Genomic DNA, 16,232 nt, shown 5'->3' with positions numbered 1-16,232 from the left:
AGAAAAAGCGCTTCCTTTTCTGGACCCGTATTATTTCTGTACTAGTTTCTCAAAAATCCGCCTGCGCCTTAGGTGGGGAGAGCGGTCCGCGCCTAGCACCCGAAATAGCGCTGCGGGCCGCTCCTTTGTTGGACGTTTAGTTTCCGTAGGTTTCGGCTTTGAGCAACGGCCAGGCTTCTTCGTAGGGCATCACATCATCATGCCTTGCGCGCCAATGCGCATCGATTCCGTCCCACCCATTACCTTGAAATACATGACCGCACTCTGGGCAAACCTTGGGTTGTTTTTGTGGATGTTTCTGTTCAGTCACCTATTCGCTCCCTTTACAAAATTCTCTTCAAAATATGCACGCCATTATGCGGGCTCCTTTACTGGATTTCTGTCATCACAGGCGGCACGACATACTCGCGCCTGTGCATGTACCGGAAAATATTGGTCCGACAGAAATAGGGGCCATAATTCAACAATTGCTGGGCTCCCATATCTCGGCATCCCACGGGAAGGGCAGCGAGAACTGGCCGAATGCCTCCATCACGGCCAGAGCAAATTCGTTGTGCTCTGACTGAAAGACCAGCGCTGGCCCGCCGTCCACCTTGATCTTGAAACCGAACACGGAGCCTCGCTCGCCCGTTTTCTAGAAGATATCCCAATCGTTAGCTTGATCAGGCAATGTGACGGGCGGTTCCCAGTCCTCATCGTGCCCTGCACCCTTCGCTGCAGTTCCCATAATAGGGCCGGGAGTGTCTGAAGAATCGGGAAGAATATCAACCAGTTCCTCAGAGAATTCACCTCCCTTCAGACTAGTGCCTTTCCACTCAGATGGTGAACCTGGGTCCGCAGGAGGGGTGAATTCAAAAAATTCCACACCCAGCAGAGCTCTAACATTGTTTGCGATTTCGTTTTTCAAAACCTATCTCCAGTGTTGACGCACAAAACAACACACCAGCAAAAAAACAACACACCAGCTAGTGTGACAATTTCACTATAACACACCTTCCGTTGCTACTCAAAAATCACGAAAACCATAGACAGAATCCTGCCCTAACGAAGTGCATGCAATCCTCTATCCCTCGGAACGACCGTCTTGATGCCGGTTGCGATCGAACGGGGTGACCGCTCAATTACCCGCACACGGTCCATGGCACGGACGAAAATGAGGCGCAGAGGCTTCAAGATTGACCTATTCGGCCTCCTTTTATGGACGCCCTGCGCGTCTGAATTTCTGCACTGCATCAGGCAACCAGGACACGACGAGGCAAACAGCAACACCCCAAAGCGACCACGTCCACCAAATTGCCTGCACCAGGAACACTGGCGCCAGAATGATCGCGAACAACGCCAAAGTCTTTAGCAGGTTCATCCCTCACTCCTTTTCTGGACCAGAATTTCAATCGTACTATTCTATATGAAATCCGCCACTGGGGAGGATGGGAGAGCGATCCGCGTCCAAAACCGTACCTAACTGCGCACGCGGGTCGCTCCTTTTCTGGACTACTACACGCTATGCGCCCAACCAAGAGCGGCCATGCCAAATATACCCCAAAATACGTACCTGGCGCGGGGAAAGCGTTTCCACGGGACAAAATAGAAGCCGATTACAAATGCGTAGGTAAGATAGATTTCCATTGCAACGCTCCTTTTCTGGACTGCGTAAGATCCGCATTGAGCGGTTATCTCGGGACTAGGTCCATCTGCGTTAATCTTGAAGTAGACTCTTGAAAGCGCCGCCGCCGCACCTATCATAATTCGGCATAGCGTTATTCTTTTTCGACCTACTGTCTCCCTTTCTTCGGCGTTCAGTCTTTCGATGTAGACCTAACACGCCGGGCTGCCGCACCCACGAGGGCAGCAAACAATAGGAGACTACGGATATGGCTAATGGCACTGTAAAATGGTTCAATTCTACCAAAGGCTTCGGCTTCATCGCACCCGATGGAGGCAGCAATGACGTGTTCGTCCACATTTCCGCTGTTGAGCGTTCCGGTCTGACCGGTCTGGCCGACAACCAGAAAGTGACTTTTGATATCGAGCCCGGCCGTGACGGTCGAGAGTCCGCTGTGAACCTCGCACTGGCATAAGCCATTACGAGGAAGAGTTCCTGAAACGCGGCCCCTTTTCTGCGGGCCGCTCGCAGAATATTTCAAACCAATGCCTACTTTTTTTGTTTTATGAGTTGGGGAGTTAACATGAGCGACGAAATTTCCTTTGAGTGCACTTTTTGCGGGCACAACATCGTAATCGACGAAAGCAAACCTCCCAAGAGTGATGCTTTCCTTACCTGTCATGGCTGCGGGCATGGGTTCAGTGATTCCTCTGCAATCAGAGACGCCTTGGTAATAGAATCCCGGGCCGAAGCCGCCGAAATTATTTCTTTGACTTTGGGAAATACGCCCACTTGGGAGCCCTAGACCCCCGGTCAGGTGGGGGCTCCCTAGTTCCCGTACTACTAATACAACTCGCTTATTCCGTGGGCGGAGTAGAGCGGCCCGCAACACTGACATTTTGTTGTGCATGTTGTGCGGGTCGCTCTTGCAAATAAACGCAGTTGTCGGACTTCGACTAGGCTACAATCTATTGCGAAAGTCGCCTGTCGATCGTTCATGAGTAGACAGATAGCCACTATTCACTCTAACCTTGGATCATGGCCAATTTGGCTGTTGCGGCTATGAAAGTGCGCAATTTTTGGAAGTATTTATCAATAAATTGTGCGGCGCCCTAAGACACCGCACGATCGTAATAAAATACAGTTCGGCCGCCACCACTCACAGGTACAATTAGCGGCCGAACACCATAAAGCTTGCCAATTTTTCAGTTAGTGTCAACATGAGACTTGCATAACTTAGCAATTTTTGAAACAAAAGGGTCTGTTTTGCTCCGACTTAGCAGAACCAAATTTGTGTGAGTTGCACCGAATGTCAGATATCTCCAAGTTGACAGAACTGCGGAAGTTGATGCTGGATATGGAGCGTTCCGTAGGGCTTCAGGACCTATCTTCGGCCGAACGCGACATCTACTACGCTGCAACAGAGCTTTCAGAAGCGCACGGTGGTGTTACTACTACCTATTTGCTTAAACATATGTTGGTTGCAGATGTGTCTCGCCCCACATTTTTTCGAGCACTTAAATCTCTGGTAGGCAAAGGCTATCTTGCTCCGAGCGAAAATTCTGGGCGCGGTCAATATACTGTGAAAACACCCAAATGAAAATCAGTTTGCCCCCAGTGGCACAAAGATGAAATTACCCGCGTTGGCGAGAGATACGTTGGTGGTTTCGATCGCATATCTCTTGGCCATCTTAGCAACTTTCGAAGTCGTGATACCAGTTCAGGACATGTTTTTCCCGGTGTTCGCAAGCCACGCCAGCCTGTTGTTCCTACCTAGCGGAGTGCGGGTGCTGTCTGCTTGGCTATTGGGGTGGCGTTCCGTAGTTGCGCTGGCTCCAGGGGTGTTTCTGGCCTTTTTCTATGTAGCTGGCATTCGGGCGTTAGAGCCGAGCCGTATCTTCGCCATCTTAATTGCCATAACCGTACCAGCGGCCACGTTTCACGCATTTCAGCTACTGAGGTGGAACATTGCGCCGCAACCGGACCAAAGGCCATGCTGGCCCTGTGTGATGGGTGCGGGGATCGTTATTTCGATCCTTAGTTCAGTGCTCACAAATTATGCTCTCGGAAGCCCGTCAAACGATTATCTGGCCTACTTTATCGGTGATTTTTTCGGACTGCTCTTCTTGATGATGGGTTTGATGTTCGTTTTTCGGGCTATGCGAAGACGCGGGCTATAATTGCGATATGGATAGTTTTTCACTTGGGAATAGTCAGCTTGGGGTCCTTCCTGCCGTTCGCCTCGCCTTCCACGAAGGCCCGGTTAGGGCCGGAAGCACCAATTGACCTATTCTGAGTGACGCCCTGAAGGTCCCGCATAGCCGCCCTTTCCCGGCCTCTCTTTCTGGATCTTGACTTCTCTTTTTCTACACAATCCTGCATTCGTCGCCATAGTTTCTGGACTACTTTCTGGACTCATCATCTCCAAAAAAGCCGCCCAAAATCGCGGAATTCATCGGTCGCTGAATCGCAGTTGCACCATATGTCCAACTAACCCCCGTCAGACGGCGGCTATGCAGCGCCTTGCGGTCATTCACTGTTACTGACCCAACTGTCACTAACGGCCCTGACCTGTCGTTCGTGACAAACCCGTCTAACGGCCGGTTCCAGCCCTTCTACGACATTCGTGCCGGGTGCAGCATGACGCGGCATATGGGGCACTAAGGGCGGAGAGCCGCCGTTCGCTGCGGTCTGTTTGGAGGACCGCACTGCGGACTTAGTGAGCATTCGCTACGGTTGCGCCAATGTCGACTTTAGGGAAGTTGTTCAACAAACGGTGGTTTTGAGAAGCTTGGGGCGGTCAGTCAAAACCCATTTGGATCTCCCTTTAGTATTTGTCTATTATCTCCTCAAACTCACCGAAAGAAACTTCGGTGAAGTTAGTGTCGGATGCGTGGATAAGACGGGCACGAATCGCCAACTCGTCAAACAGTGAGATCCATTTCCTATTGAAAACGCCATAATTAAGACCCTCAACAAGAGGAAATATCGAGCGGCTTGGGTAGCGCCCATGTCCATTTTCAACTGTAGTTCTACTATTTATGCGTACTAGAAGTTCCCTCCTGCTGCAAAATACATAGCTGATTTCGCATAGTCGAGGATCTTCTAGAAGACGGCTCAGTACACTGTCACAAAAGAAACTACGGTGAGCATGTTCCAATTTGTTGTTGGCGTATCGAAGCGTATTGTAGTGCACTAAAGTGGTATTGCCGAGAGCATACGTATCGCTAACAGAGCTGGGCAACACGATGCTTTTGTCAGTTTGAGTGTTAATGAATGTAGATTTTCCTGAAGAGGAAATTCCAGCGACTATTGAATAAGGCATAGCGTTACCAATTTTTAAAAATTTTTCGACATAAGATGGGGGCATTTATGGGAAGTCAAGTTGCAATAATTATATTGATGTTATCAACAGCTTTAACATTGGTGCTATCAGTTGAAATTGCTGTACGCGGCAGTATAAACCTGCACGATTGCCATCCAAGACCGTTCCGAGAACACTCCTTTTTTGGAACACTCGCAAACAACCTCTTTTGACGCCACCAAAAATTGCGTTAAAACCCAAGCAGTTGTTGACGGTTTTTGCCTCTCTCGTGATAGCGGCCATTCGCGGCACTGCAACAAATCGGTATAGTGGGCTCTGATCTGCCGTTAGCTGCGGATTGTTCGAGGGTCCGCTGAGGGCCGTTCGCGTCCTATCAGGGCGAGCCGCGACCAGACTTTGCAAAGGTCGCAATCTGCGCATAGCTGCCGCTGGAGTTGACCGCAGCGAAGGTCCGGAAACCGCCCTTAGTGACGGATGCTGCACAATGCACCAAGGTCGCGAAAATGCAGTTAGCCGACATTGCGGAGATGTGTCCAACAAACCCCCGACAGGAAAAAGCCCCACCGCCTTTCAGCTGCGGGGCATGAGGGAAATAACAAAACGAAAGATCTAATCAAATTCCCTCATAACCGTGAGTGCGGCAGTACCGATCAATAATCCCATACTAGCCATACCAAACACACTACCTTAAGCTGAATTAGAAAGCATCCATCACCCTCCCCGTCAGATCACTCCCCTGACAACCACCCCAGGGCGCGCTGCCCTGCCCCTGGCTCAATAGGCTGCACAATCACCACCAGCTTGGTTGGATCAGCCTGGGGCGGGGGACCATCGCAGGCCCAGACCACCAGCAGTGCCCACATGGCTTCGACAGCTACAGGGGCAGCCTCTTTCTCTCGACCTTGGCGGTCAGGTCTACCTGCGGCACATAGATGAATGGCGCCAATGGGCGGAGCCGGATCGAAGCGGCACGGTTTGGCCCTCCGAAAATGGACAGCATGTCCGGGATCATTGAGCAACTGGGCAACTTCCAGGTCACAATTGAAGCGCAACTAGATCTAATTGACGACAAAGTGTGGGAAATTCAATCCGGTGCAGGTGTAATCCCCCCATTAAAAATGGGGGATTACACAGGCCAGCTTAGTAGTTGTGAACCAGTACTCTGCATCGAGACCAGCGCAAAACTCCTGTCAGCTATTAACGCTATCTTACGCCGGTCGCACCACTGATACCTGCCATATTTCAAACGCATTGCTGCTCTAAACATTAATGCGATCCAGTTAGAATCATGGGAAGGGACCTGAGATGAGACTCATAAATGTACTTACTATTGCTTCTGTTGCAGTGATGGGGCCAACTTTGGCGACAACCATCGATATTACAGGGTCTCAAGGTCCGGGCGCGGCGTGGGCTGCTGGCAATGGCAATGGCGGCGGCAATGGTGGCGGCAATGGTGGCGGCGGTGGCAATGGCGGTGGCAATGGCGGCGGAAATGGCGGCGGCGGCGGCAATGGCGGCGGTGGTAAGTCAAGTGAACGTGGAAGTAGTCACGCGCATGGAGGTGGTAAAGGGCTGGTGTCATCCTCTAAACGAGCCCCACAACGCAATCTTCATTCCGAGCTTAAAGGTCTGAATTCCCTGAAACGCAACATCAACGGGTTGATGAACAGCTCCGACCCAAAGATGGCCGCATTCCGTGATTTCGTTTCCGCCAGCGCGGATCTGGCACTGACCAAAGAAGCGCTGGCCAAGGTGCAGAGTGTATATACTCAAACTTCTGCTGACTTTCTGAGAATGACCTCGGATATGGGGCTTTCTTCTGATCCGTCCACAGCGCAGGCGGAGCTTGATAGCCAGATGGCAGGATTGCTGGCCAGCGAGCCCGAGGCTAATGATCCGGCTTATGCAGAATGGGCGGAAGACGTAGCCGCTGTAACTGACGCGCAATCAGTAATGACGCAGTTAAATGAAGACTGGGCATCATTGCAGGACGCGGAAAGCGAAGTTGAGGGAGCTACCGCCGGAACGAGCGAAGCCGCTATGATGGATGCGATTGTTGCAGCGATAAATTCGACTGGTGCGGGACCTGTAACCGAAGCCGATGTTACTCCGGAAATGGCTGACTGGGTGGCAGCGCAGCTTGGAGTTGGTGACAGCAGCGGCGCCATTGACGCTTGGCAGTCGACCCTTTGAAGTAAGCACCCTGGCGTTCACTCTCTGGCAACAGATTTTCACGGCATCAGCTTGTTGATTTTGTGATCTGCTTTGCGGTTTCGTCGCCCGTGCCCTTCGCGCAATGATCGCGAAGGGCCGCAAACCGCCGGTCGTTTGGATGTTCTTTTGCTTCTATTGCGGGCCAATTAGTTTCCCGACGCTCCGCAACTTGTCGGCGTTGCACCCCGCTGTTGCTTTCCAGCCAAGGGCGTATTCGGCAAAGGCGCCTTCGCTGGGTGGGCCTTTCACAGGCACAGCACAGGGGGTGACCAGCTCTTTTGACACCACCGGCCCCACATAGACCGGCGCAACAGGATCACATGCGGTCAAAAGCATCGCGCATAAAATCAGACAGTGGCGCATTGTATCCCTCCTGCTGGCGAAGGTGATTAAACTCTACATCGAGCCCGGACCGTTCATCACGCATCCGGCCCAGGTGCGCATCGAGGACGCGACCAGCCTCCTGCGATTGCTCAAGCTGCTTGTCACGCACCACAATGGTTTGCTGTGCCACACCCAGCGCCGCGCTCAGGCGGGTGTTGCGCCACTGTAGGAACCCAGCGTAGCCACCGACCCCCAGCAGGGCGCAGAGCGCCACTATGAGCGCGTAGCGGGTCACGCTGCCGACCGCAGGAAGATACCACTTGCCGCGCCGCGCTTCATTTTGGTGTCTGGGATCTTGGCCCACTTCTCGAAGGCGGCCTTCAGACGGTGATGATATTTGTGCTTGGCATAGGCTGGGCCGTTGTAGCCACGCGCGAACCCGGCCCAATCATGGCGGCGCAGCTCATCATCCAGCCCAGCCGAAAGCATGAATTGAACCATTGCTTCCAACTGCGCGCCCTCGCTGTCCAGGAAATCAGTCACCATGGCCTTGGCTGATGAATACCGGCACAAGGAGCAATTAAATCCCATGACCTGGCCAAGCCCCCAGGAGGCCGACCGCAATGCGGCCTCGCCATTGATCTTCATCGCCTCGATCAGACGCGGGTAACTGTCCTTGGGGTAGTTCCTGCGCCATTTGGGGTAAGCTAGGCCCATTTTCACGGCGCTGTCGCGCTCAGACCCGTCTAACTCACGATAGAAAATATGCGGCTCAAACAACATGACCGGGCGGCTCTGTTTGTCAAAACCACGACCGCGCGCTTCCACATCGAGAACCGCATGGATTTCATCTTCCCCAACGCCGATCAGCGCGCCAACGCGCGGCAGATCAAAATCGGAAAGCCGTTGTGCTTTGCCAGTAAAATTCATTTCTCACTATCCTCTTCTTGGGAAATGCGGGCAGTCCCGCGAACAACTTGCATGAGCAGGCGGCCAACCGCTGGACCTTCAATGCCCAAAGCCAGCAGGCCGGGCACCAGATAGGCCCACCATGGCGGGGGTTTGGCCAGAATATTGAAGGCGTAATCCGCCACAAACAGGGCGATGATCGCTGCAATTGCGATAGCGCGCACCCAGGGAAAACCTTTGGTTTCAGCCATGCCCCAAGGCCCTCACGAATGCCCACATCAACAGAAACAAAAGCGCGCCGCCAAGACTTGTGGGCGTCATGACCATAACCAGGAATAGCGGTACTCCAACGTGGTACAGGTCCGCACGGTTTCGGGCGCTATTCAGAAAAATACTCATGTTCCCACCCGCGCCACGGTTTCTTTCCAGGCCGCTGTGATGGTTGCATCGCTCAGCCCGTCGGTCAGATCCGTGCCGGGGTACAGCGATTGTGCGTAAGAGCGGAACTTTCCGACCATCTTTAGCGTGCCTGCTAGCGTGTAAAAATCCTTGCTCCGGTTTGCGGCCAGCGCAAAACGCATATCCTTGGAGGCCGTGTCAGCCTTGCCCTTGAGATCCGCCCGCATCGCATCCCAGACATCGCCAAGCAATTCCTCACTTGCCAGCATTCCCCGGAACTCAGCCGGGGACAGGTCGCGGATTTGCAGTGCAACTGCGCTTTGCTCGGCGCGCCGGGCTTTATCTGCCAGTTCGTCCTCGGATAAAACCCGCGCGCTTGTTACCCGAACACCGTCATCGCCGACACGTGAAATAAAAGAAGTCATGACCTGAACCCCTGAATATTGACGGAACATAATTCCCAGTTAAAAACGCCAGTATCCACGTCGATCATAAGCTCATCAAAGACTTCATCGAATGTGGATATACCTGCGTTCATGTTGCCACTAGAATTCCCAGAGAAGGCAGCATTCAGAACCAGTATGCCGGTCCCGCCACGCGCCAAGACCTGCCCGAACTTGAACACTGTGCCATCAGCCTGGTTGAAGTTCGACGCTTGGAAAGTGTTCATAATGAACTGACCTCCGCCACGAGAGTGTCCACGCGCTATCTCGCGCCACGTACCAGCAGGCTCCCGTCCTGAGCAACTGATGCGGCCCGAACTGCCTGTGTTAGAACTGGCCAACTGAACCCGCAGTTCCGAATACTGCGACAGCCCGGTGATAATGAGCGACGACCAATCCGCCCCCGGAAGGGTCACGGGGATGTCATGCCAGCCAGCAGAAGCATGGGTGTCGATCATCTGTTTGACGCCGAGAACGCTGGGAAAGCGGTTATCTACTGTTGCACCGTTATTCTGCGCTGAGGTTGAGCGCTGGACCACACCGTATTGAGTGTCGTCGGCCTTGGCCATGTTCCCACCCGGCAGCACGCCGGTCACATCAGATGTGAGATCCACCGTGTTTACCTTGCCTGCCGGATCAACGCCAAGGGCAACGCGGGCGGCGGCGGCATCGACAATATCCGACAGGTTGTTGGCAGCCTGCAGCAGGTCGGATTTGTCAAAAGCGGATCCCAGCAAGACAGCCGCTGCAGAGAGGTTCTGATAGATCTTCGTTGCCGAGCCCGACTGAACAATAAACACCTCACCCTCAACGGTGGCGGCAAGCCCAGCCGCTTCACTCGCAAAAATCCTGGCGCCAGCCGCCAGCGCCGCCAGCTCAGCCTGCGCCTTGAAACTCTCGGCCTCACTTGAAGCGGAGGCAGCCTGCGCCTCTGACAGAGCAGCTGCAGCGGCACTCTCCACCGCCAGGTCGGCAAAGGCACTTTCGAGGAACAGCGTCGGGATCGCGGCATTCTTTACCCAAGCACCCGCAATGCGCTCATATACCCCAGCCTCATCTGACGTGTTCAGCACCAGCCCGAACTGATCATCTACGGCACCGGCGCGCGCCTGCAGATCAACAAGAGCCCCATCGATGTAAGCAAGACCGCCACCGGCGGCGATGCTCTCATATTCCTGCATCCAGTCGGCGATATCCGACTTTCGCGGCTCATACCCCGCGCTCGGCGGGTTGCCGGTCATGATTGTTTTTGGAGAAAGTGCGACCATTTTGCGCCTGCCCTAAGCTGTGAATGTTACAGAAGACGACCAGTCGGAAACCCCGAGGCCGTTGGTTCGATTGCGGATCTGGATCTCGTGCTCAGCGCCGGACAACAGGCCGGAGACCTGCAAGGAGCTTTGCCCTGCAGCCGCAGACACCAGCACCCAGGCGGAAGACACCGCCGTTTGTCGGTATTGCAGATCCATCACATAGGCTGCGTCCTGCACATCCCACTGGATCGTTGCCGACCCCGTAGCTGCTGCTGACACCGCAAGGCCGCTGGGGACCGGAATGCTGGCGTCACTCACCACCCCGTCGTAGACCGGGCGCTGCGGCTCTTCAGTTGCCGCGTCAAAGTCAAAATCTTCCGGCCTCACCGAATTGGCGGTCAGGGTGAATATGCCGACGCTTTCGCGCGCCAGCTCGCCAACCTCGATATTGATATCAATGCCCATTTCCGGGTGAATGACCCGCACAAATCGATGCGCCCGCCCCCCGGATCGCCCGCCGAGGATTTCATACCCCTTCATGCCAAGAGTGCCGCGCAGCTGGTATTGCGACAGTTTGGTGCGGGCCAGACGCTTGTTCAGGCGCGACACCTGATTGTGGTTTGTCACCATAAACAGCTGCGGCTCATCGCGCACCGGCATGGCAACCTGACGCTCCACCCATGTGCCGCTTGGCGTCTCGCGCCAGCCGTTATCCGGTTCGGTATAGACTGCTGCCACCTCGTCCGGAGCATCGGCGCCCCACTGGCCCTCGATCAGCTCCAGGGCAAGAAAGTCCTCCGGCCCAAGCGTCAGCTCAGGCTCGATCCAGCGGCCAACGGTAAACCCGACTTTGCCGTCGATCCGCTCATAGACAAAGGCATCGCAGGCCGCTGCCATCTGTGCGCGCTGTGCCTCAAAGGTCTGATCATCCGAGATGGTGCCGTTTATTTCCCAGCGCTGGCGCGGTATTCCCTCGCCGTCCAGCGCCACCACATCGCTGGCGTCGGCCTCATCAGCCACTTCCGCCCAGTCCACGTCACGGCCCAGAACATTGACAACCCAATCGGCAAAGACCAGCGCCGCGTTGGAGGTGAAGCGGCTCTGACCGTCACGCGGATCGTAAATATCCTTCTTGCCATCAAAGACCGGCGCATAGGCCCACTGGCGGCCATCCGGGTAAATCTGGGTAAAACTCGATTGCGGTGGCCGCGCCGCCCAAAGAACAGCCCCCGACAGGCCCTTAAAATCATGCGCCGCGGTTATCTCGGCAAAAGCCGCATCCAGGCCAGGATCTGCCAGCTGACCGGGATCGCCGGTGAACGCGGTAATCCGGCCATAGCCTTTGATCGGGCTTTCCGCGATATTGCTTTTGGCCGCGTCGGCCTCGCTGAACAGCGTCACAATCCGCTCATCCAGCCAGTGCTGCACGATGCCCTCAATCGGGTGCGCCGCCAGGATCGGCACATAATACCGCTTGCCCTCTGCAAACCCGGTAAAGCCCAGCGGTCCACCCTTGCGCGATCGCCCATAGACCCATTCGGCATAAGCCACCGGCTGAGCAAAATTGACCATCCGCGCACCAGGACTTGGAATAGAGGGGGTCGGAGCTAGTTGCGCCGCAAGGGCTGACAGGCCGATGGCCACAACAGTTTTGACAACAAAGCCGCCTATGACCGTCCCCGCAAAGGCGACGCCTGCCCCATATGCAGCGGTCGCAGCCAGAGCCGAGCCGCCAGCGATACCCAACGAGCCAGCGATCCAACCGACAACCATCGCGGCCTCAGCCCGCTGCGGTGTCAGCATGGTGCTACCCAGCAGAGCGGCAAACAGCAGGTTACGCCTCATAGCCGACACCCCAGATTGCCAGCACATCGCAGACAGCCTGCGGGCTGAGTGTTGTCGCCCCCTGCGGCCCCTTGCAGCCCCAGGCCGATCCAAGCCAGAGCGCACCGCAGGGCGAGCACCGCCCATCCGGATCCCGCACCATCAACACAGCCATATCGCCGGGCTGGGGCGTGTCCACACGCGGCAATCCCCCAATGGTTGCCAGGCAGGCCTCAACCGCCATGACCGGATCACGCAAAAACCCGGTTTCGCGCTGGCAACTGCCACGGCTGTCATAGACACCGCGAACCGCCGCCGCCGGATCACGACCCGTCACCCGCAGCACCCAGTCCGCCAGACAGAGCATGCAATCCGTTTCGCCCCAGATGAACGGCTTGGCGGCCCATCTGTGCAACTCTTGATATAGTGGCGTCATCCGAACAGTTTCTCTTCTTCAAAATCAGTAGTGGGCATGAATTCCAGCGATGGGTTTGACTTTCCGATCAGCTTGGCGTGGCCTTCGGTGTTCAGCACAATCCGGCGCGAGGCCCGGCGCTTTTCGGTCCAGGCTTCAAATCCAAGTGAGATCGATCGGTCCTGCGCGCCGCTGGCCGATATCCCAAGGGTCCGCATGGTGCGCTGCATCCATTGGACCGGTGCCACCTTGGGCGCGTAAAACTCAGCCATTGAACTGATGGGCTGCACCAGGAAGGTGATGGGTCGGCCTTCGATGTAGGCCAGACCAAGGGCGCGCACCTGGGTGATCAGATCATCCGCGTCCGGATCCTGGAAATAGGACAGGGTAACATTGCCCTCTGGCGCCTGACCTTCCATGGCGCTGCCCAGACTGGAGACACTGGCCAACTGGGTGCCGAACCAGCGGTTGCCATCTGTATCAACAAAGACACCGTCAGTGCCGATGATGAACCGGGCCGGACCATCCGGGGTGTCGATCTCGCACAGGTCAAGAGCCCCGTGGATCGCTCCGCCGAGGTCATAGCCTTCCGGAAAAAAGCTCATCGGTTCAAAACCTCACGGAAGTTCAAACGCGGCCGCGCAACCAGGTCGAGATCATAACCAGCCCGCCCCATGCTATCCTCCACCGCCTCAAACAGCCCTTCCCCCTGCAGCTTGATGGTATCGCCAGCTGCAATCGCCGCCCGCAATGGCATTTGAATACCCAACTCATACACCCCCGCTGAGACCTCAGAGACCCAGGTCACAGTAAACGGCCAAAGCTTGTGGCTCATGATCTGGCCAATGACTGGTGCAACCTCGGCGTTTTCCACCCGGATTTGCACAGCTCCAGCCGCGGCCCCAGCCGCCGCAAAACATGCGGGCTCAGCGGCAAAGCCAGTGCCGGAGGCAAAAGTTGCGCCGCCTTCAAACGAAGTTCCACCGGTCAGCGCAGAGCTCACAAAGCCCACCGGATCAACCATGGGCAGCCGGTAGATCCCCACCCGGCCCTGCGCCTGCGCCCGGATCGCCCGCCACTGCGCGATTCCGTCACCCTGCAGCAGGATGCTTGGCGACCCAATCCAGCGGGGAAACCGATTATAGACCACCGATGTGCCGCCGCCAGTGTCATTTCCCGGCGGTTGCCCACGCCAGTCGATATCCCAATCCACCTCCAGCAGCTGCAGAAAACCTGCCGGGATTGTCACAATTGGTCGCTGCATCAGCCCTTCCTATTCAGGTGAGTTTGCAGGTTCACCGTGGTTTTACGGTCCTGCATCTGCATGGCGGTTGCAGCGGCACTGGCCGCACTGCGGTTGGAAATCCCCTCGACAGCCGCCTGCCAATTGCCGTCCTGATCGACGTAGACCCTGACATCCAATGCGCCGCTGCCGCCAAGCATTGCCTTGGTATCCTGGGCATTGGTCACTTTCGAACCACGTGGCAGACTGACCAGCTCTTTCCCCCGCTCGCCCACCACAGCCAGACCACCGGGCGCCGAGAACGTGCCATTGGCAAATCCGGGGATGGCGGGGAACAATGAGCCAAACAGCGATTCAAAGGCACGATTGGCAAACATCGTCGCCAGACTGACGGCCACATCGCTCACAGCATCTTTCAGACTTTTCGCCCCGGTCACCATCCCAGCAAAGGCAGATTTTGCCGAGGACTTCACGCTCTGCAACTCCTTGGCCAGTTCACTGATCGCACCCTTGGTCTTTTTGACCCCACCCGCCCCACCTTCCCCGAGATTGCCCAGGGCGGTGTTGAACCTGTCCGCCGCATCCGATGCGCCTTCGGTTTCTTCCCGCGCCGCTCTGAACGCCTCGCGCAGCGCTTCGATACTGCTTAGCGGACGTTCCGCCGCCCGCGCCAATGCATCCGCCCGCGCTCTGGCCTGATCTGCGGCACCAAAATGATCATCCGCTGATTGCGATGTTTCATAAGACCCCGACCGGGCCGCCACAGAGGCACCGTGTAAATCCAGCGCCACATCCCCGAGGCCCGGAACATCCTTTACCGCTCCGGCAAGGTTGCGCAGAAACGTCGACCAGCGGTCCTGCAAGGTGGCCAGCATCGATAGAAACCCACCTGCCACTGTGTCCCAGGTCGCATTCAGCGAGGCCCCCATTGATGAAGCTCCCAGCCCCATGCGGCTCCAGACCTCTGCGGCCACGTCCTTCAACAGCGCCAGCGCATTGCCAAAACCGCCTGCGCCCTGAACCAACCTGGTGAACTGGTAAACCAACTCGCCAGCGCCGACGATCAGGATGCCGATACCCGTGGCAATCAATGCACCGCGCAGGAGTAAAAGCGATCCCGACAGGGTGGCAGTGGCAACCCGCGCTGCAATCAGCGCCCCAACATAACGCGCACCAAACCCTGTGACGGCAACCGCCACATAGGTCATCAGCCGCTGTAAATTATTGGCCAGTCCGTCGATCACTCCGCGCAGGGTTCCGCCCTCGCGCAGGCTCTCCGTCATGGCGCGGGCCAACCTGCCCATGGCTGGTACCAGTTCCAAAGCAAGCTGCTGACCGGCGTATTTTCCAATCAGCGCCAGTCGCGAGATCGCATCATTGGCGCTCTCAATTTGGGCCGCATCAACGCTGCTGACCGCGAGGCCATAGTCCTCGATATCTTGGCGCGCCGCGCGAATGGCATCGCCACCGTTGATCATCAAAAGGACCATTTCCCGATTGCGCACTCCAAGGTCGCGCAAGACAGCCGAGGCCTCACCAGTGGTCAGCCCGAGGGCCTTCACCCGGTCAGCAATGATCGCCAGCTTCTCATCAGCATCCGTGCCCGATAGATCCTCAACCGACAGGTTCAGCGCCTCCAGCGCCCGCTGGGCATTGCCTGAAACACCAATGGCAGCAATCTCGCGATCGATGGTTTGAATGTCGTTTGTCAGGCTGGACAGGCTGACCCCGGCCTCATCCGCCGCCAGTTCCAAGGCCCGAAACCCGCCGATCGATGCGCCCAGACGACGGGCTGATTTCGCCGCCTTGTCAAGATCCCGCGCCCCGGCAAGGGCCATCGCAGAAATGGCCGCGCCTGCCGCAGCCGCCACCTTGGCAACCGCAACAAAATGTTTTTTCATCGAAGCCAGCGGGGATTTGACCCGCTTGGCGCCACGCTCGAATTTGGCGCTGTCGAGCCCCAGATTTACCCGCAGGGCTCCAATAACAGATTTTGACATTACAGCTCCTTTGCCCCCCAGGCCTGCGCCAGCGTTTCGCACATCGCCTGCAGGTGCTCTGGCGATTGTGGCTTAACCGGGCTTTCGCCTACGAATTTTGAGAAATCAGGCACGGTTTCCGCCCGCGTCAGCACGGCGGTGTGCCATGCCAGCCAGGCGCGATCCTTGTGTTCCCGCTCCAGGCGCACGCTGGCCCCCTTCATCTGGGCCAGGTACAGACGCGATGTCAGGGACCAGAACGCCGCCGGATCAAACCCGGCAGACACGTAGCTCTCCAGCATAT

19 protein-coding genes are annotated in these 16,232 nt (G+C 56.3%); 4 read left to right on the top strand and 15 right to left on the bottom strand.

Annotated elements, in window-relative coordinates; genetic code table 11:
- Positions 1-136: 136 nt before the first annotated feature.
- From QPJ95_RS11905 to QPJ95_RS11895, 3 genes are all read right to left on the bottom strand, one after another.
- Positions 137-310, bottom strand: a complete 174-nt coding sequence (locus QPJ95_RS11905) for a hypothetical protein (RefSeq protein ID WP_270918025.1) — start codon at positions 308-310, stop codon at positions 137-139.
- 150 nt (positions 311-460) lie between these two features.
- Entirely contained in the window at positions 461-613 is a 153-nt protein-coding gene (locus tag QPJ95_RS11900; RefSeq protein ID WP_270918026.1) for a hypothetical protein, read from the bottom strand.
- 21 nt (positions 614-634) lie between these two features.
- The gene (locus QPJ95_RS11895; RefSeq protein ID WP_270918027.1) at positions 635-907 is read right to left on the bottom strand and encodes a hypothetical protein; all 273 of its coding nucleotides are present in this window, start codon (positions 905-907) and stop codon (positions 635-637) included.
- Positions 908-1,871: 964 nt separating this feature from the next.
- On the opposite strand from QPJ95_RS11895, the gene QPJ95_RS11890 reads away from it, so the two are divergent.
- The 4 genes from QPJ95_RS11890 (at position 1,872) to QPJ95_RS11875 (ending at position 7,121) form a co-directional block, all read left to right on the top strand.
- The gene (locus QPJ95_RS11890; protein ID WP_127747873.1) at positions 1,872-2,078 is read left to right on the top strand and encodes a cold-shock protein; all 207 of its coding nucleotides are present in this window, start codon (positions 1,872-1,874) and stop codon (positions 2,076-2,078) included.
- A gap of 108 nt (positions 2,079-2,186) precedes the next feature.
- A complete protein-coding gene (locus QPJ95_RS11885; RefSeq protein ID WP_270918028.1) occupies positions 2,187-2,408 on the top strand; it encodes a hypothetical protein in 222 nt (73 codons plus the stop codon).
- A gap of 504 nt (positions 2,409-2,912) precedes the next feature.
- Positions 2,913-3,203: a helix-turn-helix domain-containing protein gene (locus tag QPJ95_RS11880; RefSeq protein WP_270918029.1), complete on the top strand. Its 291-nt coding sequence runs from the start codon at positions 2,913-2,915 to the stop codon at positions 3,201-3,203.
- A gap of 3,030 nt (positions 3,204-6,233) precedes the next feature.
- The gene (locus QPJ95_RS11875) at positions 6,234-7,121 is read left to right on the top strand and encodes a hypothetical protein (RefSeq protein ID WP_270918030.1); all 888 of its coding nucleotides are present in this window, start codon (positions 6,234-6,236) and stop codon (positions 7,119-7,121) included.
- Positions 7,122-7,274: 153 nt separating this feature from the next.
- Here QPJ95_RS11875 and lysC read toward each other — a convergent pair whose 3' ends face one another.
- The 12 genes from lysC to QPJ95_RS11820 all read right to left on the bottom strand — a co-directional run bounded on the left by lysC (position 7,275) and on the right by QPJ95_RS11820 (position 16,230).
- Positions 7,275-7,478 carry an Rz1-like lysis system protein LysC gene (lysC, locus tag QPJ95_RS24460; RefSeq protein ID WP_449301417.1) on the bottom strand — a complete coding sequence of 68 codons (204 nt, stop codon included), beginning with the start codon at positions 7,476-7,478 and terminating at the stop codon, positions 7,275-7,277.
- Positions 7,459-7,761 (bottom strand): hypothetical protein, encoded by a 303-nt coding sequence (locus tag QPJ95_RS11870; protein ID WP_270918031.1) that lies wholly within the window; start codon positions 7,759-7,761, stop codon positions 7,459-7,461. Before QPJ95_RS11870 ends, lysC begins: the two co-directional genes overlap by 20 nt.
- Complete coding sequence (locus QPJ95_RS11865) at positions 7,758-8,396, bottom strand: N-acetylmuramidase family protein (protein ID WP_270918032.1); 639 nt, start codon at positions 8,394-8,396, stop codon at positions 7,758-7,760. The genes QPJ95_RS11870 and QPJ95_RS11865 overlap by 4 nt, the downstream gene beginning before the upstream one ends.
- Positions 8,393-8,626, bottom strand: coding sequence for a hypothetical protein (locus QPJ95_RS11860; protein WP_270918033.1), 234 nt, complete (start codon positions 8,624-8,626; stop codon positions 8,393-8,395). The genes QPJ95_RS11865 and QPJ95_RS11860 overlap by 4 nt, the downstream gene beginning before the upstream one ends.
- A gap of 144 nt (positions 8,627-8,770) precedes the next feature.
- Positions 8,771-9,199 carry a hypothetical protein gene (locus QPJ95_RS11855; protein WP_270918034.1) on the bottom strand — a complete coding sequence of 143 codons (429 nt, stop codon included), beginning with the start codon at positions 9,197-9,199 and terminating at the stop codon, positions 8,771-8,773.
- Positions 9,196-10,485, bottom strand: a complete 1,290-nt coding sequence (locus QPJ95_RS11850; RefSeq protein ID WP_270918035.1) for a hypothetical protein — start codon at positions 10,483-10,485, stop codon at positions 9,196-9,198. Before QPJ95_RS11850 ends, QPJ95_RS11855 begins: the two co-directional genes overlap by 4 nt.
- A 12-nt stretch (positions 10,486-10,497) precedes the next feature.
- The gene (locus QPJ95_RS11845) at positions 10,498-12,312 is read right to left on the bottom strand and encodes a fibronectin type III domain-containing protein (RefSeq protein ID WP_286018113.1); all 1,815 of its coding nucleotides are present in this window, start codon (positions 12,310-12,312) and stop codon (positions 10,498-10,500) included.
- Positions 12,302-12,727, bottom strand: coding sequence for a DUF6950 family protein (locus QPJ95_RS11840; RefSeq protein ID WP_270921161.1), 426 nt, complete (start codon positions 12,725-12,727; stop codon positions 12,302-12,304). The genes QPJ95_RS11845 and QPJ95_RS11840 overlap by 11 nt, the downstream gene beginning before the upstream one ends.
- Positions 12,724-13,311: a hypothetical protein gene (locus tag QPJ95_RS11835; RefSeq protein ID WP_270921160.1), complete on the bottom strand. Its 588-nt coding sequence runs from the start codon at positions 13,309-13,311 to the stop codon at positions 12,724-12,726. The genes QPJ95_RS11840 and QPJ95_RS11835 overlap by 4 nt, the downstream gene beginning before the upstream one ends.
- Entirely contained in the window at positions 13,308-13,970 is a 663-nt protein-coding gene (locus QPJ95_RS11830; protein WP_270921159.1) for a hypothetical protein, read from the bottom strand. Before QPJ95_RS11830 ends, QPJ95_RS11835 begins: the two co-directional genes overlap by 4 nt.
- Positions 13,970-15,949 (bottom strand): hypothetical protein, encoded by a 1,980-nt coding sequence (locus QPJ95_RS11825; RefSeq protein WP_270921158.1) that lies wholly within the window; start codon positions 15,947-15,949, stop codon positions 13,970-13,972. The genes QPJ95_RS11830 and QPJ95_RS11825 overlap by 1 nt, the downstream gene beginning before the upstream one ends.
- Entirely contained in the window at positions 15,949-16,230 is a 282-nt protein-coding gene (locus QPJ95_RS11820; protein WP_270921157.1) for a hypothetical protein, read from the bottom strand. The genes QPJ95_RS11825 and QPJ95_RS11820 overlap by 1 nt, the downstream gene beginning before the upstream one ends.
- Positions 16,231-16,232 lie beyond the last annotated feature (2 nt).

The organism is Parasedimentitalea psychrophila (genome assembly GCF_030285785.1).
GTDB classification, from domain to species: Bacteria; Pseudomonadota; Alphaproteobacteria; order Rhodobacterales; family Rhodobacteraceae; genus Parasedimentitalea; species Parasedimentitalea psychrophila.
The sequence above is the reverse complement of the archived record's forward strand: the minus strand, read 5'-3'. Positions and strand labels throughout refer to the sequence as shown.

Bases quoted from the DNA above. Each gene is read 5' to 3' on its own strand.
- QPJ95_RS11880 (WP_270918029.1), top strand. From the start codon at position 2,913: ATGTCAGATATCTCCAAGTTGACAGAACTGCGGAAGTTGATGCTGGAT.
- QPJ95_RS11850 (WP_270918035.1), bottom strand. From the start codon at position 10,485: ATGGTCGCACTTTCTCCAAAAACAATCATGACCGGCAACCCGCCGAGC.
- QPJ95_RS11885 (WP_270918028.1), top strand. From the start codon at position 2,187: ATGAGCGACGAAATTTCCTTTGAGTGCACTTTTTGCGGGCACAACATC.
- QPJ95_RS11855 (WP_270918034.1), bottom strand. From the start codon at position 9,199: ATGACTTCTTTTATTTCACGTGTCGGCGATGACGGTGTTCGGGTAACA.
- QPJ95_RS11840 (WP_270921161.1), bottom strand. From the start codon at position 12,727: ATGACGCCACTATATCAAGAGTTGCACAGATGGGCCGCCAAGCCGTTC.
- QPJ95_RS11830 (WP_270921159.1), bottom strand. From the start codon at position 13,970: ATGCAGCGACCAATTGTGACAATCCCGGCAGGTTTTCTGCAGCTGCTG.
- QPJ95_RS11820 (WP_270921157.1), bottom strand. From the start codon at position 16,230: ATGCTGGAGAGCTACGTGTCTGCCGGGTTTGATCCGGCGGCGTTCTGG.
- QPJ95_RS11845 (WP_286018113.1), bottom strand. From the start codon at position 12,312: ATGAGGCGTAACCTGCTGTTTGCCGCTCTGCTGGGTAGCACCATGCTG.
- QPJ95_RS11860 (WP_270918033.1), bottom strand. From the start codon at position 8,626: ATGGCTGAAACCAAAGGTTTTCCCTGGGTGCGCGCTATCGCAATTGCA.
- QPJ95_RS11825 (WP_270921158.1), bottom strand. From the start codon at position 15,949: ATGTCAAAATCTGTTATTGGAGCCCTGCGGGTAAATCTGGGGCTCGAC.
- QPJ95_RS11835 (WP_270921160.1), bottom strand. From the start codon at position 13,311: ATGAGCTTTTTTCCGGAAGGCTATGACCTCGGCGGAGCGATCCACGGG.
- QPJ95_RS11865 (WP_270918032.1), bottom strand. From the start codon at position 8,396: ATGAATTTTACTGGCAAAGCACAACGGCTTTCCGATTTTGATCTGCCG.
- QPJ95_RS11890 (WP_127747873.1), top strand. From the start codon at position 1,872: ATGGCTAATGGCACTGTAAAATGGTTCAATTCTACCAAAGGCTTCGGC.
- lysC (WP_449301417.1), bottom strand. From the start codon at position 7,478: ATGCTTTTGACCGCATGTGATCCTGTTGCGCCGGTCTATGTGGGGCCG.
- QPJ95_RS11875 (WP_270918030.1), top strand. From the start codon at position 6,234: ATGAGACTCATAAATGTACTTACTATTGCTTCTGTTGCAGTGATGGGG.